Annotated in this window: 19 protein-coding genes and 1 rRNA gene; 11 read left to right on the top strand and 9 right to left on the bottom strand. The window is 42.9% G+C overall.

What is annotated here, in order from left to right; genetic code table 11:
* Positions 1-113: 113 nt before the first annotated feature.
* The 6 genes from rbfA (at position 114) to hemB (ending at position 5,949) form a co-directional block, all read left to right on the top strand.
* Positions 114-494: a 30S ribosome-binding factor RbfA gene (rbfA, locus tag DC487_RS00095; protein ID WP_116773909.1), complete on the top strand. Its 381-nt coding sequence runs from the start codon at positions 114-116 to the stop codon at positions 492-494.
* A 16-nt stretch (positions 495-510) separates the two neighbouring features.
* On the top strand, positions 511-1,194 hold the full coding sequence (gene aat / locus DC487_RS00090) for a leucyl/phenylalanyl-tRNA--protein transferase (protein ID WP_116773908.1): 684 nt from the start codon (positions 511-513) through the stop codon (positions 1,192-1,194).
* Positions 1,195-1,227: 33 nt separating this feature from the next.
* Positions 1,228-1,848, top strand: a complete 621-nt coding sequence (locus DC487_RS00085; protein ID WP_116773907.1) for a hypothetical protein — start codon at positions 1,228-1,230, stop codon at positions 1,846-1,848.
* Positions 1,849-2,042: 194 nt separating this feature from the next.
* Positions 2,043-3,284 (top strand): glutamyl-tRNA reductase, encoded by a 1,242-nt coding sequence (hemA, locus tag DC487_RS00080; RefSeq protein ID WP_116773906.1) that lies wholly within the window; start codon positions 2,043-2,045, stop codon positions 3,282-3,284.
* A gap of 96 nt (positions 3,285-3,380) precedes the next feature.
* Positions 3,381-4,970: a hydroxymethylbilane synthase gene (gene hemC / locus DC487_RS00075; protein WP_116773905.1), complete on the top strand. Its 1,590-nt coding sequence runs from the start codon at positions 3,381-3,383 to the stop codon at positions 4,968-4,970.
* 1 nt (position 4,971) lies between these two features.
* Positions 4,972-5,949, top strand: coding sequence for a porphobilinogen synthase (hemB, locus tag DC487_RS00070; protein ID WP_116773904.1), 978 nt, complete (start codon positions 4,972-4,974; stop codon positions 5,947-5,949).
* A 622-nt stretch (positions 5,950-6,571) separates the two neighbouring features.
* Here the strand turns inward: hemB and carB are convergent.
* The 3 genes from carB to DC487_RS00055 all read right to left on the bottom strand — a co-directional run bounded on the left by carB (position 6,572) and on the right by DC487_RS00055 (position 12,281).
* A complete protein-coding gene (gene carB / locus DC487_RS00065; RefSeq protein ID WP_116773903.1) occupies positions 6,572-9,391 on the bottom strand; it encodes a carbamoyl-phosphate synthase large subunit in 2,820 nt (939 codons plus the stop codon).
* A gap of 151 nt (positions 9,392-9,542) precedes the next feature.
* The gene (locus tag DC487_RS00060; RefSeq protein ID WP_116773902.1) at positions 9,543-10,004 is read right to left on the bottom strand and encodes a hypothetical protein; all 462 of its coding nucleotides are present in this window, start codon (positions 10,002-10,004) and stop codon (positions 9,543-9,545) included.
* 18 nt (positions 10,005-10,022) lie between these two features.
* On the bottom strand, positions 10,023-12,281 hold the full coding sequence (locus DC487_RS00055) for a glycoside hydrolase family 20 protein (protein WP_116773901.1): 2,259 nt from the start codon (positions 12,279-12,281) through the stop codon (positions 10,023-10,025).
* Between the two features lie 215 nt (positions 12,282-12,496).
* On the opposite strand from DC487_RS00055, the gene lipA reads away from it, so the two are divergent.
* Positions 12,497-13,378: a lipoyl synthase gene (gene lipA, locus DC487_RS00050; protein ID WP_116773900.1), complete on the top strand. Its 882-nt coding sequence runs from the start codon at positions 12,497-12,499 to the stop codon at positions 13,376-13,378.
* Between the two features lie 45 nt (positions 13,379-13,423).
* Positions 13,424-14,350, top strand: a complete 927-nt coding sequence (locus DC487_RS00045; RefSeq protein WP_133228274.1) for a hypothetical protein — start codon at positions 13,424-13,426, stop codon at positions 14,348-14,350.
* 13 nt (positions 14,351-14,363) lie between these two features.
* Here DC487_RS00045 and DC487_RS00040 read toward each other — a convergent pair whose 3' ends face one another.
* The gene (locus DC487_RS00040) at positions 14,364-16,007 is read right to left on the bottom strand and encodes an amidohydrolase (protein WP_116773898.1); all 1,644 of its coding nucleotides are present in this window, start codon (positions 16,005-16,007) and stop codon (positions 14,364-14,366) included.
* Between the two features lie 134 nt (positions 16,008-16,141).
* The gene (locus tag DC487_RS00035) at positions 16,142-16,552 is read right to left on the bottom strand and encodes a BrxA/BrxB family bacilliredoxin (protein WP_116773897.1); all 411 of its coding nucleotides are present in this window, start codon (positions 16,550-16,552) and stop codon (positions 16,142-16,144) included.
* A 201-nt stretch (positions 16,553-16,753) separates the two neighbouring features.
* On the opposite strand from DC487_RS00035, the gene DC487_RS00030 reads away from it, so the two are divergent.
* Positions 16,754-17,248, top strand: a complete 495-nt coding sequence (locus DC487_RS00030; RefSeq protein WP_207774282.1) for a Dps family protein — start codon at positions 16,754-16,756, stop codon at positions 17,246-17,248.
* A 102-nt stretch (positions 17,249-17,350) separates the two neighbouring features.
* Here the strand turns inward: DC487_RS00030 and lpdA are convergent, their stop codons facing one another.
* Positions 17,351-18,739: a dihydrolipoyl dehydrogenase gene (gene lpdA, locus DC487_RS00025; protein WP_066757232.1), complete on the bottom strand. Its 1,389-nt coding sequence runs from the start codon at positions 18,737-18,739 to the stop codon at positions 17,351-17,353.
* Between the two features lie 213 nt (positions 18,740-18,952).
* On the opposite strand from lpdA, the gene DC487_RS00020 reads away from it, so the two are divergent.
* Complete coding sequence (locus DC487_RS00020) at positions 18,953-19,273, top strand: DUF3817 domain-containing protein (RefSeq protein ID WP_239016289.1); 321 nt, start codon at positions 18,953-18,955, stop codon at positions 19,271-19,273.
* 88 nt (positions 19,274-19,361) lie between these two features.
* The gene (gene asnS, locus DC487_RS00015; protein ID WP_116773896.1) at positions 19,362-20,807 is read left to right on the top strand and encodes an asparagine--tRNA ligase; all 1,446 of its coding nucleotides are present in this window, start codon (positions 19,362-19,364) and stop codon (positions 20,805-20,807) included.
* Positions 20,808-20,899: 92 nt separating this feature from the next.
* Here asnS and DC487_RS00010 read toward each other — a convergent pair whose 3' ends face one another.
* The 3 genes from DC487_RS00010 to rrf form a co-directional block, all read right to left on the bottom strand.
* Complete coding sequence (locus DC487_RS00010) at positions 20,900-22,321, bottom strand: Gfo/Idh/MocA family protein (protein WP_116773895.1); 1,422 nt, start codon at positions 22,319-22,321, stop codon at positions 20,900-20,902.
* 242 nt (positions 22,322-22,563) lie between these two features.
* The gene (locus DC487_RS00005; protein WP_116773894.1) at positions 22,564-23,469 is read right to left on the bottom strand and encodes a hypothetical protein; all 906 of its coding nucleotides are present in this window, start codon (positions 23,467-23,469) and stop codon (positions 22,564-22,566) included.
* Positions 23,470-23,583: 114 nt separating this feature from the next.
* Positions 23,584-23,666, bottom strand: a 5S ribosomal RNA gene (rrf, locus tag DC487_RS17450); the annotation flags it as partial.

The following is a 23,666-nucleotide window of genomic DNA, read 5'->3' as shown; positions in this document are numbered from 1 at the left end:
TTAACGGTATTTTATTTTCCCATAGCATGCCTTATTCTAAGCGAAAATTCATGTGATCTATTTTGCCTATATTTGTAGCTTAATATAGCGTTACCTTATAACCTCATATTATCATGGCAACTGAGAGCAAAAGACAACAAAGATTTGCTGGTGTGATCCAGCAAGATTTAGCAGAGATATTTCAACGGGAAGCACATCAGTGGGCGCCGAATGCATTTATTACCGTTACAAGAGTTCGCGTGACGCCAGATTTGGCGATCGCACGCGTGTACCTAAGCTTCATCAATACGCAGACCGCGAAAGAGGATTTGGAAAAAATCAAAGCCAAATCCAATGAAATCCGCTATAAACTGGGCACACGCATTAAGAATAATGCCCGTATCGTACCGCATCTAGAATTCTTCTTGGACGATACGAATGAATATGTGGAACATATGGACAAAATATTTGACCAAATCAGCAAGGAGCCACGTCAACCAGACGAAGAAGATTAAGGAACTCCGATAGTTCATGATCTTTCAACTTAATGCAGATCCGACGCAGATGCCTGATCCAGCGCTGGCGGAAGAAGATGGTTTGCTCGCCGTAGGAGGCGACCTGTCTCCTACCCGATTGCTACACGCGTATCACAATGGCATATTCCCTTGGTACAGCGAAGAAACGCCGATTCTCTGGTACGCACCGCACGAACGTTTTGTATTAGAGCCGAAAAACATTCGCATCAGCAAAAGTATGAGACAAGTATTGCGATCAGACCGCTTTCGGTGGACTTATAATAAAGCTTTTTCGGACGTAATAGATGCTTGTGCAAGCGCAAATCGCAAAGATCAGGATGGCACATGGATTGTAGCTGATATGCGCGCCGCTTATATTCAATTGCATGAACTCGGTTTTGCTCACTCTATAGAGGTGTGGAATACCGACAACGAACTGATAGGCGGGTTATATGGTGTATTATTCGGGAAGGTTTTTAGTGGCGAAAGTATGTTTTCTCGCGTCAGTAATAGCTCCAAATATGCCTTGATTCAATTTGCAACACATTTTGATCTGCAACTGATCGACTGCCAGATCCACTCCGATCATTTGGAAAGCCTTGGCGCTAGTATGATCTCTCAAGAGACTTATCTGAGATTGTTGGATCAGCAGGAATACACAAAGAATGGTTTGGATGTATTGATCCAATCGAATAAATAGAAGAATTAGATAGACAACATAAGGAGATAGTATATGAACTTCAAAATAGGTGACTTTGTACGATTTGTGGATGAGGCTATTGAGGGCCATATCACATCTTTTCTGAGCGACGATATTATCGGCGTTACCGATGAATCCGGATTTGAAATCCCTGTATCGATCACTAAAATAACGGCAGTGCATGGCGATATGAAGCGCCAAGACGATGAAGATGCTCCGGCAGAAATCGTAGGCCAGTTCATCGAGAAAGGTATTTATCTGGCTGTTACCGGTGAGCAGAAAGAAGGATTAGCGCGATTCTGGATCGTGAATGAAACATCGTTTCAGTTATTGATCTCCATCAGCGAAGCAAAGGCTGGCAAGCAAGAAGGATTATTCAGCTCCTTACTGGGCGCAAAGAAAACAGTAGAATTTCACAAAGCTAATTTTTCTGCGGTGGGCAAATGGCCGATTTTTACCATCCGTATAATCAGACACAGCAATAACTTACACACTGCCCAACCGGTATTGGAAGAGGAGATTCGCATCAAACCGATATCACTTAGTGATCCGAAAACAAGGTTAGATTTACTCCCCGAGAAAGCTTGGGTCACCCAGCTTGATATAGAGAAAAAAGACATTGGATTACAACGCTTAAAAGATTTCGGTAAATAGACGGTCATATAATTAGAACAAATATTCATGCAGCGCTTCGAGTACAGAAGTTAAAATACTGTAAATCAGATTTATACAATAATTTTCACGCTATTTAAAATCGTTCTAAATTTGTCGCTTTGACAGATTTTTGACAGAAACAGACGGCTTTTGATCTACATTTGCAGGACGAATCATAGCGCGAGTAGCAGACTTTGGAAAATTTAAAAGTAATAGCGTTTACACACAAACATGTCGAGTTGAAGGACTTGGGAAATTTGGTAATCTGCAACGAAGAGTTGAACCACAGATTGATCAATCTCAAGAACAACTTGGATATTCCTGAAATCTTTTACATTGGTACATGTAACCGCGTAGAGTTTGTCTTTTACGGGGCGCATGAACTTACTGACGAGTTTATTTCTCAGTTCATGCATAGCATGAATTTTTGTGTTCCTTCTGAGCGCCTACAATGTTATCTAGGTCAGGTAAACAAATACGCTGGTATGGATGCTCTTAATCACCTACTTCGTATGTCTTGCTCGATTGAGAGCTTGGTGGTTGGTGAGAAAGAAATTCTTGCACAGGTTCGCCGGGCATATGAGCGCTGTCGTGATGCTGGTTTTACTGGAGATTTTATGCGTATGGTAATGGATCGCTTGGTCAAAACTGCTAAGGAGGTCTATACACACACCAATATCTCTCGCAATCCGATATCTGTCGTTTCCTTGGCTTACCGTAAGCTAAGAGAAGTAAAATTGGTGGAAAACCCACGTATCCTTGTTATTGGAGCAGGTGAAACCAACCAAAATCTAGCAAAATACCTTAAAAAACATAAGTATAAAAACTTCGTAGTATTCAACAGAACCGTGGAGAAAGCGTATGCTTTGGCTTCCGAGCTACAAGCAACGGCATATCCACTATCGGAGTTGGCTAACTATAAGAAAGGTTTTGATGTGATGATTACCTGTACAGGATCATCAGAGCCTATTGTCGACCAAGCATTGTACACTTCCTTGTGCAACGGTGAAGTGGACAAGAAAGTGGTGGTCGATTTGGCTATTCCAAACGATATCGATGCCGAAGTGATCGCGCAAAACCCGATCCACTACATTGAGGTGAGCAGCTTGCAAGCTATTGCACAGAAAAACATTAAAGAACGCTATGATGAGCTACATCATGCGGAGAAAATCATACATCAAAACATCGAAGAATTTCTTCCGATGATCAAACAAAGACGGGTAGAAGTTGCTATGCGTCAGGTTCCTGATAAAATCAAGGAGATACGCGCTACCGCGATGAATGAAGTATTTGCTCGTGAATTGAATGGGTTGGATCCTCAAGCTTTGGAAGTTTTGGAGAAAGTCATCAATTACATGGAAAAGAAATACATTAAAGTTCCTATGGTGATGGCAAAAGAGATTTTAGTACAATCTTCCGACGTCGTGCAGAATTAAATATATTCTTTCCGCTCTTTTTCTTCTATTTCTCTGGCATATTAGCATCATTTTGGGTAATATAGCTCCACATCTTTATACCTTTACTATTTCATTGTGAAAAGAAAACTTACAATCGGCACGAGAGGAAGTGCTTTGGCACTATGGCAGGCTAACTATATCAAAGATAGACTACAAGAGATTGGCGTAGAATCCGAACTCAAGATCATCAAAACGCAAGGTGATATTGTACAACACCTTCGCTTGGATAAGTTAGAAGGAAAAGGTTTTTTTACCAAAGAATTAGAAGAGGAATTACTCTCTAGCCAAATTGATTTGGCGGTACATTCACACAAAGATTTGCCGACGATCAACCCACCAGGCTTATCTATTGCCGCAGTTTCTGAGCGCGAAGATCCTTCTGAACTACTGATCATCAGACCAGAAGCAGTGGATATCTCCCAGCGTTTATCGCTGAAACTGAAAGCAGACGTAGGTACGTCATCCAACCGTCGCAAGGCACAATTACTTTCTTTACGAGAGGATTTGGACTTCGCTGATTTGCGAGGCAATATACAAACGCGTGTACAGAAATTACGTGATGGTAAGTATGACGCAATCATGCTAGCCAAAGCAGGTATTGAGCGTGTAGAGATGGATCTATCAGAATTTCATGTAGAAGAAATTCCACCGATTAAAATCATTCCGGCACCGGCACAAGGTGTACTCGCGATCCAGATTCGTGACAATGACCAAGAGCTATTTGACATCTTGCAACCTATCAATGATACAGCAGTGCAAGAAACCATTGCGGTGGAACGTAAAGTGTTGAACCTTTTTGATGCTGGCTGTCATGCACCATTAGGCTGCTATTGCCGCAAACATAACGGTCTGTATGAAGTGTGGACATCGGTAGCAGAAGACAATGAAGAGTTTCCAGATCGCTTATTCGTACGTGCCGAAAGCACCGAAGGTTTGGCGCAACATATATTTGAGAAATTCCAGAAAAATCGCGCCCTTCCTCAGTCCGTCTTTATTACCCGTGATTTGGACGAAGAATCATACCTGTCTCGCTTCTTGAACAAGCACCATGTAGAAGTAGAAGGCCGATCGCTCATCAAAATATACCCCATCATCAAGCACTTGGATTCCTTTATCCTAAAGCATGTGGATTGGTTGTTTTTCGGAAGTAAGAATGCCATCGATCATTTCTTCAAGCTGGAACCATTCCTAATGAAGAAAACGAAGATTGCGGTATTAGGACAGGGATCTGAACAGGCTTTGCGTAAGTACGATCGCGTGGCCGATTTTTCGGGTGACCAGATTGGGGTAACTGCCGAAGAGTTTGCTGCGGAATTTGCTAAAGTGGCCAATGGCACCAAAGTCGTGATTCCTTGTGCCAAAGAAAGCATGAATACGGTACGTGATGCTTTGAGTGCGGATACGGAGGTGATCACGATTCCGATCTATGAGACAGTACAAATAGAGGACGTAGACAAAACCAATGCACAGGTATTGATCTTCACATCACCGAGCAATGTAGAGGCTTATTTCCGCGAACATTTGTTGGATCCGGGACAAAAAGTCATCTCGATTGGCACATCGACCGGTAAGAAATTTGATGAAATGGGCATTCCTTATGTTTTACCATTCTCCCCCGATGAGGTTGGATTGGCAGAAGCAGTATTTGGATTAGATATAAAATAAAATGATGATTCGACCACGTAGAAATAGAAAATCGGCCGTGATTCGTGATATGGTGCAAGAAACACACCTTCACGCAGGCAACTTGATTTTTCCGTTATTTATTGTCGATGGTGAAAACCAAAAGACAGAAGTAAAATCCATGCCGGGAATCTTCCGGTATAGTATAGACAATCTACTGCGTGAAGTAGAAAGCTGTATGAATCTTGGATTAAAGGCTTTTGACTTATTTCCTAACATCGAAGATTCGCTAAAAGATAAGTATGCCACGGTTAGTTACCAAAAAAGCAATTTATACCTGCGTGCGATCGAAGCGGTGAAAAAGAATTTTCCAGAAGCTTGTGTGGTGACGGATGTGGCGATGGATCCATATAGTTCGGACGGACACGATGGTATTGTCGAAAATGGCGAAATCCTAAACGATGAAACCTTGGATATCTTAGGCAAAATGGCTTTGGCGCATGCTGAATCTGGCGCAGACATTATCGCACCTTCAGATATGATGGATGGCCGTATAGGTTATATTCGTGACGTATTAGACACGAATGGATTCACCAACGTATCCTTGATGTCATACACCGCAAAATATGCTTCTGCGTTCTATGGACCATTCCGCGATGCGTTGAACTCAGCCCCTAAATCAGGCGATAAGAAGACCTATCAGATGAATCCGGCTAATGTGCGCGAAGCGCTGATCGAAGCGCAGCTAGACGCCGAAGAAGGCGCGGATTTCTTGATGGTGAAGCCAGGACTTCCGTACTTGGATGTCGTAAAGTTATTACATGATAATTTTGACTTACCAATCGCGGTATACAACGTGAGCGGCGAATATGCGATGCTGAAAGCAGCCGCACAAAACGGTTGGTTAGATGCAGAACGCGCAACGATGGAAACGCTGTTAAGCTTCCGCCGCGCGGGCGCTTCTTCTATCCTTACCTACCACGCCAAAGAAGTATTGGCGAATGGTTGGTTGACGAGATAGGTTAATAGAAGAGTTAATAAAGTTGAGAGGTATATAGAGTTGATAAAGTTAATAGGGTTGGGAACGTTGATAGGTTTATAAACTAACATTAGAGATTACGTCACCTTCGTACCTAAGGTTCGTAAGAACGGTATAACCACGTCATCGCGCGGAGGTACGACAAAGCGATCTATCATTTTCGAATGATAAAAACACATCAGTTAAGATTGCCGCAGCCTCATGCTTCGGCTTCGCAAAGACGACTTTAAGAAGCCTCTTCGATAATTCGAAGGGGCTTCTTTCTTTTTTAGATTACGGCACCCTCGTACCTCAGGTTCGTAAGAACGGTATAACCACGTCATCGCGAGTATGCGAAGCGATCTTCCATAATAATACTGTGTAGCTTTAGATTGCCACAGCCTCGTTCCTCGGCTTCGCAATGACGTAGTGAATGAATTTGTAATCACAAAGCGCCAAAATGCAAAACGGTGGCTATCCATTTGGGTAGCCACCGTTCTTTTATCTAAGTACTAAAATCTAAATACTCATATCTCAATACTCACATCTAAATACTAGTATCTCATTACTCATATCTAAATACTAGTATCTCATTACTCATATCTAAATACTAGTATCTAAAAATCTACTGCGCATTTAAGAACATGGATTTCTGACTGTATAACTCGCGGAAATGTGGATCTTCCAAATCTTTGATAAAACGAATCGCTTCACCTGTTGATTTCATCTCAGGGCCGAGTTGCTTATCTACCTCTGGGAATTTAGAGAAAGAGAATACCGGCTCTTTAATTGCATAACCTTTTAGCTTGCGCTCAATCGTGAAATCACTTAATTTATTCGCTCCCAACATCACTTTCGTCGCGATATTGATATATGGTACATCGTATGCTTTTGCAATGAATGGGACAGTACGAGATGCACGTGGGTTAGCTTCGATCACATATACCTGCTCATCTTTGATCGCGAATTGTATGTTCAACAAACCACGAACATTCAATGCTTTTGCCAATTTTCTAGAATACTCTTCCATTTTGGATTGCACGTTTTCAGATAAGCTGAATGGTGGCAATACCGCAGATGAATCGCCGGAGTGGATACCCGCAGGCTCGATGTGCTCCATCATGCCGATGATGTGTACATCTTCGCCATCACAGATCGAATCCGATTCTGCTTCTTCTGCACGATCTAAGAAATGGTCGATCAAGATCTGGTTTCCTGGAAGCGTACGCAACAATTTCACCACTGCTTTTTCCAAATCCTCATCGTTGATCACGATGCTCATCCCTTGTCCACCCAACACGTACGATGGACGAACCAATACAGGATAACCAACTTGATTCGCTACCACAATAGCTTCTTCGGCAGAAGTCGCCACGCCGTATTTCGGATAAGGAATCTCCAATTCTTTCAACAAGTCTGAGAAGCTACCACGATCTTCGGCCAAATCCATGTTAGCGAAAGATGTTCCAATGATCTTCACCCCTAACTCCTCCAATTGCTTCGCCATTTTCAATGCCGTCTGACCACCTAATTGTACGATCACACCTTCTGGTTTTTCCATCTCAATGATTTCACGTACGTGCTCCCAGAAAACTGGCTCAAAGTACAATTTATCGGCCATGTTGAAGTCGGTAGATACCGTCTCTGGGTTACAGTTGATCATGATCGCTTCGTAACCACATTCTTTGGCCGCTAATAAACCGTGAACACATGAGTAATCAAACTCGATACCTTGACCGATACGGTTAGGACCTGAACCTAGAACGACGATCTTTTTGCGATCAGATACTTGTGATTCGTTTTCATCCTCAAATGTCGAGTAGTAGTATGGCGTTTGCGCCGGGAATTCTGCCGCACATGTATCAACCATTTTGTACACGCGGCGAATGCCTAGTTCGGTACGGCGGTCGTATACTTGATCTTCTGTTACATTGCCCAACAACCAAGAAATCTGTACGTCAGAGTATCCTTTTTGCTTCAAGGTCAAGAAGAAATCACGAGGAATATTGTTTAGTTGGTAACGACGTAATTCCGTTTCTAAATGCACCAATTCTTGGATTTGCACTAAGAACCATTTGTCGATATGCGTCACCTTGCGGATGGATTCCAAAGGCACGCCCATTTCGAAGGCATCTTTAACATGGAATAGACGATCTGCACTTGGATGCTCCAAAGAGTACATAATCTCTTCTAGATCGCGCGATTGACGACCGTCGGCTCCAAGACCAGCACGGCCTGTTTCCAACGATTGTGCTGCTTTCTGCAACGCTTCAATGAAGGTACGTCCGATTGCCATCACTTCCCCTACGGCTTTCATCTGTAGACCTAATTCTTTGTTAGCGCCTTTAAATTTATCAAAGTTAAAACGAGGTACTTTTACGATCACGTAATCCAACGTTGGCTCGAAGTAAGCCGAAGTCGTTTTCGTGATTTGATTTTGCAACTCATCTAAGTTGTAGCCGATGGCTAATTTGGCAGCGATCTTCGCAATAGGGTATCCTGTTGCTTTAGATGCTAGTGCCGATGAACGGGATACACGTGGATTGATCTCAATCGCGATGATTTCCTCGTTCTCTGGATTTACTGAGAATTGTACGTTACAACCTCCGGCGAACGTACCGATGGAGCGCATCATTAAGATCGCCTGATTACGCATATCTTGGTAACACTTGTCAGATAATGTCATCCCTGGCGCTACCGTGATTGAATCTCCTGTGTGAATACCCATCGGATCGAAGTTTTCGATCGTACAGATAATGATCACATTATCATTGGTATCACGCAAAAGCTCTAATTCAAATTCTTTCCAACCTAGTACGGCTTGCTCTACCAATACCTCATGCGTTGGTGAAGCGTGTAGACCGCGGTTCAATGCGGCATCAAAATCTTCTTTTTTGTGCACGAAACCACCACCTGTACCAGCTAGTGTGTAGGATGGGCGAATAACTAACGGGAAGCCGATTTGCTGAGCAGCTTCTTTACCTTCTAGAAAAGAGTTCGCAATTTTAGAGTTGGCAATACCAACACCGATATCGATCATCAGTTGGCGAAACTCTTCGCGGTTCTCCGTTTTTTCGATGGCGGCAACATCCACACCGATTACTTTAACGTTGTATTTGTCCCAGATACCTCTATTGGACGCCTCAATACACAAGTTCAATGCCGTCTGTCCACCCATCGTTGGCAATACAGCATCAATTTGTTGCTCTTCCAAAATTTGCTCGATACTTTCGCAAGTAAGTGGCAATAGATACACATTATCCGCGACGATATTATCTGTCATAATCGTTGCTGGATTGGAGTTGATGATCGAAACTCGGATACCTTCTTCTTTAAGAGATAAGGCGGCTTGTGAGCCTGAATAATCAAATTCACACGCCTGTCCGATGACAATAGGCCCTGAACCGATAATTAAAACCGAGTTGATGGAAGTGTTTCTTGGCATTTTTTTGAATTCAAAATGTTAAAATACAAATTGTTAATTGTGGGACAGCGCAACGAAACGTGCATGGTAGAGTGCGGAATTCCGACTGCTTTGTCGGAGTGCAAAATTACAGTATTTTTTGCAATAATTCATCAATTATTTACGCAGATTTTTAGTTGCTCTCCTCTGGGATATACATTTGCAGATCAAAATGCTGATTGATATATCTTTTAAGATCCGGAGTGAGCACTATCTTCTCCTCCACCAGCGGCAGCAACGCGGTATCTATGGCTAGTCGCTGATGGTAATCATCAATGGCCCTAACCGTGATTTGATATAAGAATTCCTGTTCTTCACCCGATTTTTCGCGGTAAAGATATTCTCCATCGTCATACTTTGCATTGGCTACCTGATCACAAGAATCTTGTATCGTATAATGGTAATATTTGTAAAAATCACCGAAAAGTACATTTTGTTGATCCAAAGTATTAAGCACACTGTTGAAAGCAGCTGCCGTATCGGTTTGGAAATTCATTTGATCAACCAAGTTTCTGAATTCATCATTGGGCTGAGGTGTTTTATTGCACGAGGCAAAGAAAACTACGGCAGCAACTAGTAGTAATGTGTTTTTCATAATAGTGGATTTTGAATATTAATCGACAACAATTTCATCGATGAATAAAAAGGCTTTCTTCGTATTCTTGGCTTCGAATTTAATGAATTTAGCCATCACCGGTTTATCAAATTTGATTTCGAAGGATTGTATATCGAGTACTTCGGGATGTTTATCTACATGTGGCACGAATGATCCTGCTTCGCGGTAGCTTTTGCCATTGTCAGAAATCCAAACTTTGATCGAACCTGGAAAAAATACACCCGGCCCTGGCATTTGCATAAAGCGCGCAGCGACACGGTTGATTTCCTCGCGGCGATCCAAATCGATCACCAATTCAATATCGGAGGTAAATCCTTGCCATTTACCATCTTGGTAGCTGACGCCGCCTTTGCGACCGTCGACCAAGGTCTGCTCGCCTTGCGCAGCATAGCGATCATTCCACTTCGTGTTGTATTGCACTGTTTTTCCAATCGCTTTATGGATATCCAATTCAACCGTTTTGATAGGCCCCATACGAGCGGAATCTAAAAACGAAGCTGCCTTGAGCGTGGCACTTACGGCCAAATCAATCGGCGCGATATAAAGCGGAGATTGATTATCTGGCTCGGTGCCATCGATCGTATAGCGTATTGTTGGTTCAAACTGCTCCGATGTTAAAATAATACGATTTGACTTCTTGGCAGCATCGTACACCACATCATACAGTACATCGAAGCTCGGACGGTAATAATTGATTTGTAGATCTTGCAGTATCGCATAATGTTTTTGCAAACGCCGTTTGAAATCCGGAAAATCACGCTGATCCTGAGCCGTCCAGTTGATTTCTGCTAAGGCCAGAGCACGAGGAAATGCCATGTATTCTACTTGTTGTGGATTGGGCATAAATTCTGTCCACAAGTTGGCCTGCGCACCCAAAATATGTTTGGCTTTATCTGCCGCAATTTTATCGGAAACTGGATTGTAACTATAAACGCGTTCTAAAGGCAGGTAGCCACCAAATGCTTTGGGTTGTGTACGCGGATCGAATTGATAAAAGTCAAAATACAAATGACTTTGTGGCGTCATAATCACGTCGTGCCCTTTATTCGCAGCTTCAATGCCGCCCTCTTCGCCGCGCCAACTCATTACGGTGGCTCCTTCGGTCAATCCGCCTTCCAAGATTTCATCCCAGCCAATCATTTTCCGCCCCTTGGATTGCAAGTATTCATCCATTTGCTGTACAGCGTAGCTTTGCAGCTCTTCTTCGGTCTTTACTTGTAGTTTTTCTTTTAAGGCCTGACATTTCGGACAGGTTTTCCAATGAGATTTATCCGCTTCGTCGCCACCGATATGAATGTATTCCGAAGGGAAAATATCCAACACTTCATCCAGCACATTTTTCAAAAAGGTGAAAGTCTGCTCATTGCCCACACAAAACTCATTTTGTGTATAAGGCAGGCCAGTGCAAGAAAGCTCTGGATATACGGCTAACACCTCTTCGGAGTGGCCTGGCATTTCGATTTCAGGAATAATATTAATCCCCTTTTTGGCTGCATAAGCGACGAGTTCACGCGCTTGCGCCTGCGTATAAAATCCACCATGTGCGTTTGCTGTACCTTGCTCTACATAGCGTTTGCCATACTTTTCCCAATCTGCAAAATGTGCCTGCGGTCGCCATGCTGCTTTTTTAGTGAGTTCAGGGTAGCGATTGATCTGCAAGCGCCATCCAGCGCCATCGGTCAGATGCCAGTGAAACTGATTGAACTTATATAAGGCCATCACATCGATGTACTTTTTCAAAAACTCAAAAGGCATGAAATGGCGCGAAACATCCAAGTGCAATCCGCGGTACGCAAAACGGGGCTTATCTTGTATTTCTACAAAAGGAAGTACATCCGAATCTTGTAACATGCTGAGCTGATGCAAACTCTGCACACCTGCCATAGCACCTGCTACATCAGGAGACTTGATCGTGATCCCTGCTGGATTGATCAACAGCGTATATTCGTTGGGGCGTAAATTGTCCGACGGCTTAGACTCCAGAATCCAAATGGCTGCGGGCTGCTGTTTTTTCACCCGTTTGAAGAGTTCGTACGAAGTAATTTGTAAATTCGGAATATCTGCAAGCAGCTGACTCAACTCCATAAAACGTTCGCTGTAGAATACTGGAAATGCTTGATCCAATGCAAGCGCACCTTCATTTATTACGACTTTATCTGGCCGGGGAATTAGATCGGCATGCAGTTCTTGTGCCCTGCTGTTGCACCACGTTATTAGGAGGAAACAACTTAGTAGTGTGACTCGCGAAAATTTCATAGGAAAGCAGTAATAGTTTGTACCCAAAGATCCTAAATAAAGTGTGAACCGACAATCTGCGGATTGTAAAACTTTTATGAAGCATCATTATAATTTATATAAAATCAAATGATGAGAAAATCTCCCGTGAGCCTATAGCCAAAATGTGATAAACATATGAAACTGGCTTAACAAATGCATTGCATAAAAAATGAAATAATGCGTAACTTTGTGTTATGATTGAATTACCCGTTATTCCAGCGCAACAAACACAGCGAAAACCTGATTGGCTACGTGTAAAACTACCTGTAGGCAAGGAATATCGCCATGTGCGCGGACTGGTTGATGAACATAAATTGCACACGATCTGCGAAAGTGGTAACTGCCCAAATATGGGCGAATGCTGGGGTGCCGGCACGGCTACTTTTATGATCTTGGGAAATATCTGTACGCGTTCCTGTTCGTTCTGTGCGGTAGCTACGGGAAGACCATTAGCTGTGGACATGGATGAACCAAATCGTGTGGCACAATCGGTAAAACTGATGCAAGTAAAACATTGCGTGATCACTTCGGTGGATCGGGATGATTTGAAAGATGGTGGATCTACCATCTGGGCAGAGACGGTCAATGCCATCCGTCGCGAAAGCCCAGAAACGACGTTAGAAACCTTGATTCCTGATTTTAAAGGACAATGGGATAATTTGGATCGCGTATTAGCGGTGCGTCCAGAAGTGGTATCGCACAATCTAGAAACAGTGCGTCGCCTCACACGCGAAGTCCGCATACAAGCTAAGTATGATCGTTCATTAGAATGTCTTCGTCGTATAGCGGAAGCAGGATTGCGTACCAAATCTGGTATTATGTTGGGCTTTGGTGAGACAGAAGAAGATGTGGTAGAAGCGATGCGCGACTTGTACGAAGTTGGGGTAGATATTTTGACCATCGGTCAATACTTACAACCAAGTAAAGCACACCATCCGGTGGTGGAATGGATCACTCCAGATCAATTCAAACGCTATCAAGAAATCGGTTTGGAAATGGGCTTTAAGTATGTAGAATCCGGCCCTTTGGTAAGATCTTCGTACCATGCAGAGAAACATCTCTTCGACATGCAATAAGCAACAAATTGATAATTAGGCTGTTTTTGATTACATTAGTAGAACATGAAGCAGCCAAAACATAGACGATATTTTATAGGAGCAATGCTAATCGCATTGCTTTTTATTTTATTGGTCAGTTCGTTGGTATATGCTTGGTACATTCACACGCAAGATGACGGCCTTCCTATTTTCATCACTCGTATTTTGCTACCACTTGCTGTGGGCGCTGCTATCAGCAGTGTATTGGTTTCTTACCTGTACCAGAAAAATAATTTCTACGTTCTCCTACTTCCAGCTGAACGCTATGCAGCGCATCGTTTTGTGTTGACGTTCATCCTCACCGCTACCGCGATTGTTTTATTTCAGCCCTTATTCACGAGTATTCGTTACAATGTAGGTAAGGTATTGCATTTGCAAAGCGTAGAAGAAATGCCTGCATACGAGCAACCTACTTTCCTTTCGTTGGGCGAATGGCATGTGGATCGGATGCGTGTGATACCTATTCACACTTACGAAAACGGAAAGGGCTGGAACTACAATAAGGTTCACCTCAAATCACTTTTCTTACTGCCAATTTTCTCCCAGAAGAATGCGTATCAAAATGCGGCCAAAGCCTGGCTGGCATTTAAATATGAAAATACAATCTCGAAAGAGGAATTTGCACGTAATAAAGGACGCCCTTACTTTGAGCAATCGCTGAGCCATTTTAAAAAGATCAACGTAGGTGCTTTTTTGTATTTTGAACTGTATGATCAAGGGACAGAAAAACAGGTCTTGACACAACTAGCTCGTAATCACTCCTATTTTAAAAGCTCCTACAGCGCCGTTTACCAAGGCAATTCGGTTGATCGTGATTGGATCTCTTTACGTTACTTTGTGTACACGCTGTTGGGATTCCTACTCGTCGTTGTACCCATTTACTGGCTGATCATTCGTTATCTAATCGCAATTGACGGTGATGACGAACAGTCTTTGCGTCATATCGAATAAGAACCGCAGATTCTTACATCTTCTTCTGATAAACGGTCTCGCCATTGATCACAGTACGAAGCACGGCCACGCTAGGCAATTCACCGTCAGGAATGGTCATAATATCTTGTGACAGGATCACAAAGTCGGCGTCTTTTCCGCGTTGAATATTGCCGCGTCGGGTTTCTTGGAAACATGCTTGTGCAGCCCATATGGTCATACCCATTAATGCTTCGCGTCGCGTAAGTGCATTTTTGATTTCAAAACCGCCTTCGGGAAGTCCATTGGCATCCACGCGGGTCACGGCTGCGTGAAAACTGTTGATAGGATTGAAGTTTTCGCCTGGGAGACCGCTTCCAATGGCAACCATCCCGTAATTATCCGCCAAACGCTTCAGTGCGTAAGCATTGTGTAATCGCTCTTCGCCAATCCGATTGCGCACCCAATGCATATCTGATGTAGCATGTGCTGGTTGCAGCGACGGAAAAACACGGAAACGATCGAATTTCTCAAAATCGAACTCATTCACTACCTGAGCATGTTCGATACGCCAGCGTCTTGTATTATTTTGACCAAGGTATTTGCCATAAAGATCCAATATTAGCCGCGCAGCGGAATCACCAACGGCACGTGTACTTAATTGAAAGTTCGTAGCAGCGATCTCTTTAATCGTTCGCTCTAATTCCGCTGGTGTTTGCAACAAGAAACCACGTGTGGTGCTATCATCGGAGTACGGAGCTAACAAACTGGCGCTGCGCGTACGAAGCAAGCCATCTGCGGTGAGTTTGACGCTACGAATACTCAAGCGGCCATCATCATAATAGCCACTTCGAATCATTCGACGTACAGTGCGTAGATTATCCTCGATCATCGCATAATTCCGAATGTTCAATTTTTTGCTGGTATAGAGATTTCGTAGAAATTCCAGATCTCTCTCGTTCATACCGGCATCAACAATGCTGGTGAGTCCGACGGAAAATAACAGTTGCTCTGCTTTGGTCAGTGCACGCAATTCCTGATCATCACTAACTTCAGGAATATGCTCTCTCACTAAGGACATAGCATTATCCATCAACACGCCGCTTAATCGGCCAACTGAATCTGTCAGGATCAAACCGCCTTCTACATAGAATGCGGTATCTATACCTGCGATTTCCAATGCTTTCGAATTCACCGAAGCCGCTTGATAATCTACCCGAGAAAGATACACGGGAATATCCGGAAAATATTTATCCAAAGAATCGCGGACTGTAAAAGGTTCGTCGCCCCAGCGCTCTTGATCCCATCCAGCGCCTACGAGCCACGGGCGATCGGGATATGCTTTGTGATGTGCTTGTAAGCGCTGCAAAACATCATCAAAGGATGCTGCACCGTACAGGTTAGTCATATCCAGAGAAGCCGCAAAATCTAAGAAATGCGTGTGCGAATCGTAAAACCCAGGATAAATGGCTGCGCCTTGCGCATCGATAGTTTCTTTGGCCTCATAGCGTTGAAGCAAGCGCTCTGAACTGCCGACCTCCACAAAAACACCTCCTCGTATCGCAAAAGCCTCTGCTATGGTAAATGCGGAATCCACCGTGTACACGCGCGCATTGTATACGATTAGATCCACCTCATGATTGGTGGTGCAAGAGACAAATAGAAAGAGTAAACCTAGAGCGGCAAGTATTGATTTCATGTATCTTTTGGGCTTTGTGCTAATTTACAAAAGAATTGGTGGAGATCGTAGTTGTAAATACGGGTGTAGAATACGGAAAAAGCTTTTCGCGCATGCGAAAAGCTTTCCTATCATTCAAAAAATCAAAAGATGAACTAGCAGTACTCGTCGAAAGCAGCTACTAGGTTGTCTGCAATCATTTGTGCGGGACGACCTTCGATCATGTGGCGCTCGATCATATGTACCAACTGACCATCTTTGAATAGGGCCATCGCTGGTGATGATGGTGGATAAGGCAACATATATTGACGTGCTCTATCTACAGCATCTTTTTCCATACCAGCAAATACGGTTACTAATTTATCTGGATGTTTTTCGTTTTTAACGGCTGCTTTAGCTGCTGGACGCGCATTGGCTGCCGCACATCCGCATACCGAATTAACCACAACAAACACGGTTCCTTCCGAAGGAATAGCGCTTTCTACTGCTTCCGCAGATTTTAGTTCTTCGAACCCAGCATCTACCAATTCTTGACGCATAGGGGTTACTAAATATTCTGGATACATATCTTCTCGTTTTTGATTATTTACAAATATAATAGGAAACCGCTAGCAGGTCAAGAGCAAGGAATCAGAACAATGTAAGATTTGTAGGATGCTCTATTTCCCTAGTATCCCGAGTGCGCTCAAAATTGACATTTTCCTTACGGAAAACCACTAATCAGGCATATAATTTGCGTATCTAATTATATAAAAATTAGAAAGATTATGAGTACACTATCAAAAACACATAAGCAACCTGAGATAGGCTTGCAAGAAAGAGATATGGCGAATGTGTCTGAATTTTTAAATAAATTGTTAGCAGACTACACCGTATTATATACAAAAATAAGACATGCACACTGGAATGTGGAAGGTCCAGATTTTCACTCACAGCACCTATTTTTCGAAGGGCTGTACAATCAATTAGCGGTCAACATTGACGACGTAGCTGAGCGTGTACGTATGTTGGGTCATTATGCCGTAGGATCTTTGGCAAAATATCTACAATTAACGCATCTGTCCGAAATACAACACGGTGGCACTGATAGCCAAGGGTTGATTAAAGAATTAACTTCTGACTTTGAAACAGTCATTATGGTCATTCGCTCAGGCATCGAATTAGCAGAGTCGGCTGGTGATACTGGTACGGAAGATTTCTTAACTGGATTGATGGAAGAGCACGAAAAAACCGCTTGGATGTTGCGCTCTCACCTCGGTTAAAAGGAACTGTTTATTATAGTTTATTTACGAAGAAGCCGCTTACCTTGTTGATTGACAACTCGGCAAGCGGCTTCTTTATTTGTTTATATCTCTGCGTAATGCCTACAAGTGGATTACTTCTCCGTATGCGTCAGCAGCTGCTTCCATGATCGCTTCGCTCATGGTTGGGTGCGGATGTACAGATTTGATGATTTCGTGTCCTGTGGTTTCTAGCTTACGAGCTACTACTACTTCAGCAATCATCTCCGTTACATTTGCACCAATTAAGTGTGCGCCTAAGAATTCACCATATTTCGCATCAAAGATTACTTTTACAAAACCATCTTTCGCGCCAGCAGCAGATGCCTTACCTGATGCCGAGAATGGGAATTTACCTACTTTTACTTCGTAACCAGCGTCTTTCGCTGCTTTCTCTGTGTAACCTACCGAAGCAATCTCCGGTGAGCAGTACGTACAACCCGGGATGTTGTTGTAGTCAATGGCATCTACATGTAAGCCTTTGATTTTCTCCACGCAAGTGATCGCTTCTGCAGAAGCTACGTGTGCCAAAGCTTGACCTTTTACAATATCACCAATAGCATATACGCCATCAATGTTCGTTTTATAAAAATCATCTACCAATACGCGGCCTTTATCAACTTTTACACCAACTTCCTCAAGCCCGATGTTTTCGATATTTGGTGTGATACCTACTGCTGAAAGTACAATTTCGGCTTCGATAACCTCTTCGCCTTTGGCTGTTTTGATTTTCACCTTAGATACATCACCTTTCGTATCCACACCTGTAACTTCTGATTTAGTTAAGATATTGATACCTGCTTTTTTCAGGGATTTCTCCAATTGTTTCGAGATCTCTTCGTCTTCTACTGGTACGATGCGATCCATAAACTCTACAATCGTAACCTTAGTCCCAATTGTATTGTAGAAATAAGCAAACTCGACACCAATTGCGCCAGAACCCACTACTACGATAGATTTAGGTTGTGTAGGCAAATTCATCGCTTGGCGGTAGCCAATGATTTTTTTACCGTCTTGAGGCAAGTTAGGCAATTCGCGAGAGCGAGCTCCTGTAGCTAAGATCGTATGTTTAGCGGTATATTCTTTGGTTGCACCATCGGCACCTTTTACTTCGACTTTACCACCTTTTTTGATTTTGGCCGTACCCATGATGACGTCGATTTTATTCTTTTTCATCAAGAACTGGATACCTTTGCTCATGCCATCAGCAACACCACGGCTTCTCTTTACGATAGCTCCGAAGTCTGCTTCTCCGCCATTCACTTTAATACCATATTCTTCGGCATGGTTCAGGTATTCGAAAACCTGTGCACTTTTCAACAATGCTTTTGTAGGAATACAGCCCCAGTTCAAACAAATTCCACCTAATGCTTCACGTTCTACAATCGCTGTTTTAAAACCGAGTTGGGATGCTCTGATGGCAGCAACATACCCACCTGGACCACTACCAATAACAATAATATCGTAATTCATAAATATAACGTTGTCGTTTTGATTCTATTAGACAAATATACCAAAAATACACCTTTCTACATTTTATTCCGCAAATTCCCTGTCAAATTACTTGCGAACAAGACGATGAACATCAAGATTTTGTCAGGTGTAAGTCAGTTCCCGAAAAAGAATTCTACACATCACCGTTTTATACCTTTCTTTGCGAACCATTCAAACGCGATTAATATAGTTATGCTCAGAATTTTTAGACAAGTTGCGCTGTGGGAGGCGATCTCCACCATATTTTTATTCTTTGTCGCAATGCCTGTTAAGTACGTGTTGCCTCGCTTTATGGAGATCCCTGATGATATTCGTCTTGGCACGGTACGTATCGCCGGATCTATTCATGGCTTTTTGGTCGTGATATTCGTGGTGCTATTAATTGCCTGTTGGCAATCGTATAATTGGAAATTTAAACGAGTAGTGATGTACTTTGCGGCATCTTTGATCCCGATCGTTTCCTTCTGGGTAGAGCGTGATGTGCTGAAGATTATTAACAAGGAAAAGATCTAGCAGAAATCGGCTTTATTTTCGGCAATACCTCATAATTTCGTATCCTTGCATAGCAAAAGCGCAATCGCGCAGGGTATAGATAATTATAATGGAACACACACGTATTAAACAACTGCTAATCGCAGAAGACTTTGGTCAAGAGGTAATCGTTAAAGGATGGGTGCGGACTTTTCGCAACAATCAATTTATTGCCATCAATGATGGCTCTACACTCAATAATATCCAAGCTGTAGTTGACTTTGAGAATACCGATGAGCAGCTGCTACGTCGCGTAACTACCGGCGCTGCCGTTCGCGTAAAAGGCGAGTTGATACAATCGTTGGGTAAAGGGCAACGCGTGGAAATCAAGGTCAATGAATTGACCATTTTGGGTGATTCTGATCCAGAAAAATATCCATTACAACCCAAAAAACATTCCCTAGAATTTCTGAGAGAGATTGCACATTTACGTTTCCGTACGGGTACATTCAATGCGATCTTCAAAGTTCGTAATGCTTTGGCATTTGCCGTACACCAATTCTTCAATGAGCGCGACTTTGTGTATATGCATACGCCTATCGTGACGGGTTCTGACGCTGAAGGGGCGGGTGAAATGTTTCGTGTAACCACGATCGATTTTGACAATGTACCACGTAATGAAGACGGTACAGTAAACTATAAAGAAGATTTCTTCGGGAAATCAACCAACTTGACGGTGTCTGGACAGCTGGAAGGTGAACTGGCAGCGATGGCATTAGGGAATATCTACACCTTTGGTCCGACTTTCCGTGCAGAAAATTCGAATACTACGCGTCACTTAGCCGAGTTTTGGATGATCGAGCCAGAGATGGCTTTCTACGAATTGGAAGACAATATGGATCTCGCAGAGGAGTTATTGAAATACGTCATTAACTATGCGCTGAAAAACTGTCCGGACGAGATCGCTTTCTTGAGTAACCGATTGGTAGAAGAAGAAAAATCAAAGCCGCAGAGCGAACGATCTGAAATGAATTTGGTTGACAAATTGCAATTTGTATTGACGAATGACTTTGAACGGGTAACGTATACGGATGCAATTGAGATCTTGAAACGCAGCAAACCTAACCAAAAGAAACAGTTTAAATACTTGATCGAAGAATGGGGTGCTGATTTACAATCAGAGCACGAACGTTATTTGGTAGAGAAACACTTCAAAAAGCCCGTAATCTTAACAGACTATCCAAGAGAGATCAAATCATTCTACATGAAGCAGAATGAACCAGATGCGCAAGGTCGACACACAGTACGTGCTATGGACATCCTGTTCCCAGGTATTGGAGAGATGGTAGGTGGATCACAACGCGAGGAAAACTTAGAAAAGTTATTAGCGCGTATGGCGGAAGTAGGTATTCCAGAACATGAGATCGACTGGTTCTTGGATACGAGACGTTTTGGTTCGGCACCGCACTCCGGATTTGGAGTTGGTTTTGAAAGATTGGTATTATTCACTACGGGCATGAGCAACATCCGTGATGTGATCCCTTTCCCACGTACTCCAAAAAATGCCGAGTTCTAAAGGTCAATCAACCTTTTGATATAAAAAAACACCTTTTAAGACGAACTTAAGAGGTGTTTTTTTATAACTATACGATGCTAACCAAGCACTTGCTAAACCTGCAACTGTCCCTCGCTTGCTTTTGCTACTGCACGAATCTTCGTATTGCCACCACCTTCTAAACTCAGGCTTACTGGCTGGTTGCTTTTCCAGTTCCCCTTGGTAAAATCCGGAAAGTTCAACTGTCGACTATTTTGTGCTGATGATTGTATGCTTAATGGTATAATGGCACTCCACGATGCAGCATCATACACATCCTGATCTAATGGCAAGCCATTGCGCAAGCAATCAATCAGGCGCCAATCCATAATAAAATCCATTCCACCATGCCCACCAACCGCCTTAGCTTGTTCACCAATCAGCTTCACCATGTCGGGCGTATATTTAGCTTCTAGCTCTGCCATTGCTTCTTGCGATAGCCATGCGTGTCCATCTTTGTAATTCTTAAAAGACAAACCTTTGGTAGGATATTTTTGTGCAAAGCCAATCGTGCCACTCAGCAGATGTATACGAGAGTACGGACGAGGGGAACTGACATCATGCTGTATCATTAAGGTTTTGCCTTTTTGTGTCCTCATCAACGTAGTATTCATATTTCCTCTGTAAGATTTCCTAGCAAATGGCGCAAAATCTGCCTCGGTAGCGGCTAATTCGGACGCTTTTGCGCCCATATGAAAGTCCGCACTTTGCATATTGACTAAGGTAGCGATCTGGTCGCCTCGATTGATATTCATGCACTGTGCAATCGGGCCAATACCATGCGTGGGATAGAGATTACCATGTAAGCGGATATTCTCTTTTAAACGCCAGAAATCATCATAGTAGGTTTTGCTGAAGTTAAGATCCAATAAATCGTGTATGTAAGCTCCTTCCGCATGGATCAGTTCACCAAACAAACCTCGCTGAACCATGTTGAGCGTGATCAACTCAAAGAAATCATAGCAACAGTTTTCGAGCATCATGCAGTGTTTCTGTGTTTGTTCAGAAACTTGCACTACTCTCCATAATTCTTTTATAGTTAACCCAATGGGTACTTCACAACCCACATGTGCTCCTGCTTGCATGGCAGCGATAGACATCGGCGCATGCAAATCCCAAGGAGTGCATATGTATACGAGATCAAGTGTATTCTCTTCCAACATACGCTGCCATCCATTGCCTCCCGAATATGTCTTGGGAGCTAGCAAACCTGCATCTTTCACCTTCTGCTGCTCTCGTTGCGCGCGGTCTTCATGCCGATCACATAGCGCCACTATAGTGACGCCTTCTATATAGGTGAATCGGGATACCGCGCCCGAACCACGATTTCCCAAACCAACAATTGCGATGCGTACTTGGTCGATTTTGGGTGCACGAAATCCACACATGTTGTTTTCTGAAAAAGCAGAAGTGGAATGAACAATATTAGGTAAGGAAATAGCTAATCCGGAAAGCAGGCTGGCCTGTTTTAAAAAGGAACGTCTTGAGGAATCCATAGTAAATGAGATTTATAGGTCATGCACAGCGGCACATCTCTTATGAAAAGCACTAAAAGACGCTTAAAATTGCTGCCTTAGCAAGTATAAATCAATTTATCGATAAATGAAACTCGGTGGACAACGCAATCGATTGCTTAAAATAAAACATTATTGTACCCGACACCCTATCCCAAACCTTAGGTCACAGGCCTTAATACACACTAAAAAGAAGCATTACTAAGGAATAACACTAACTGATCCTAGAAACTGACGCGCAAGCCTAGAGATCCACTGTACTGGGTTAGATTTGCACCATTGAAACGTGTACGTAATGTTCCGTTATTGCGTGTATACAATTCATCTAATCCCTGATTGGTAAAGGCGCTGGTATAATTTCCAGATAGCTCAATTGCCAATAATGAATTGACCTGGTATCCCAGTCGTAGTACACCATTATGCTTTAAGCCTAAGGCAGAATGTCGAAAACTAACCGGTTGTTCAAAATTATCAATCAAATTCCAATTGGCTTTAGCCTTGTAATCATACAAGCCGAAGCCGTAGCTACCTAATGCATAGAATGAATTATACGCATAAGCTAACTCAAGTGCTATTTGCCCTCCATACCAATTAGTTTCGTAGGTAGTGCGCAAATTACGATTGTCAGTATCATCAGGTAGCGGCAATAGAAATAAGCGGTTACCCAATTGCTCGTAGCCGAACAGTACTCTAGGCGAAATTACCCCTAAATCAGGCAGTACATATCGCCCTGAAAACCGATAAATATAAAAGTATCCTTCGTCACTGTTGAACCTCTCATCATAAAATGGAGCTGTGCGATTGTCTCCATTATAATCCGTATCTCGCGCTTTACCTTTACGCGTATGCTGATAATCTCCTTCTAGGACAATATCCAATTTAGGGAGAACACGGAACGTTCCTTGTAAACCATAATTCATCCCTTGAATTTGATCCCATATTAGCTCTGAATAAACATTAGGCCCAGTACCATCTAAATTGCCAGCGATTGACCAATCCAGATTTTGTACTCCGTAACCTATACGCGGAGCTATAGTAAATCGAGATTCTTGGGCGAACAAGGTGCTACAGATAGATAGGAATACCAACGCAGCTACGGCCAGACTTCGAAAGTAAAATAAATTACACATATAACTAAAATATTAACGTACGTAATATACGTCTTTTCTCGCTGATGGGGAATCACAACATTTATAAACACAAAAAAGCCCTTGCAAAGTTTTTTGCAAGGGCTTTAGTATAAAATTAGGCACCGACCTACTCTCCCACCTGTTACGGCAATACCATCGGCTCTGGCGGGCTTAACTACTCTGTTCGGAATGGGAAG

The organism is Sphingobacterium corticibacter (assembly GCF_003076635.1).
In the GTDB taxonomy this organism is placed as follows: domain Bacteria; phylum Bacteroidota; class Bacteroidia; order Sphingobacteriales; family Sphingobacteriaceae; genus Sphingobacterium; species Sphingobacterium corticibacter.
The sequence above is the reverse complement of the archived record's forward strand: the minus strand, read 5'-3'. Positions and strand labels throughout refer to the sequence as shown.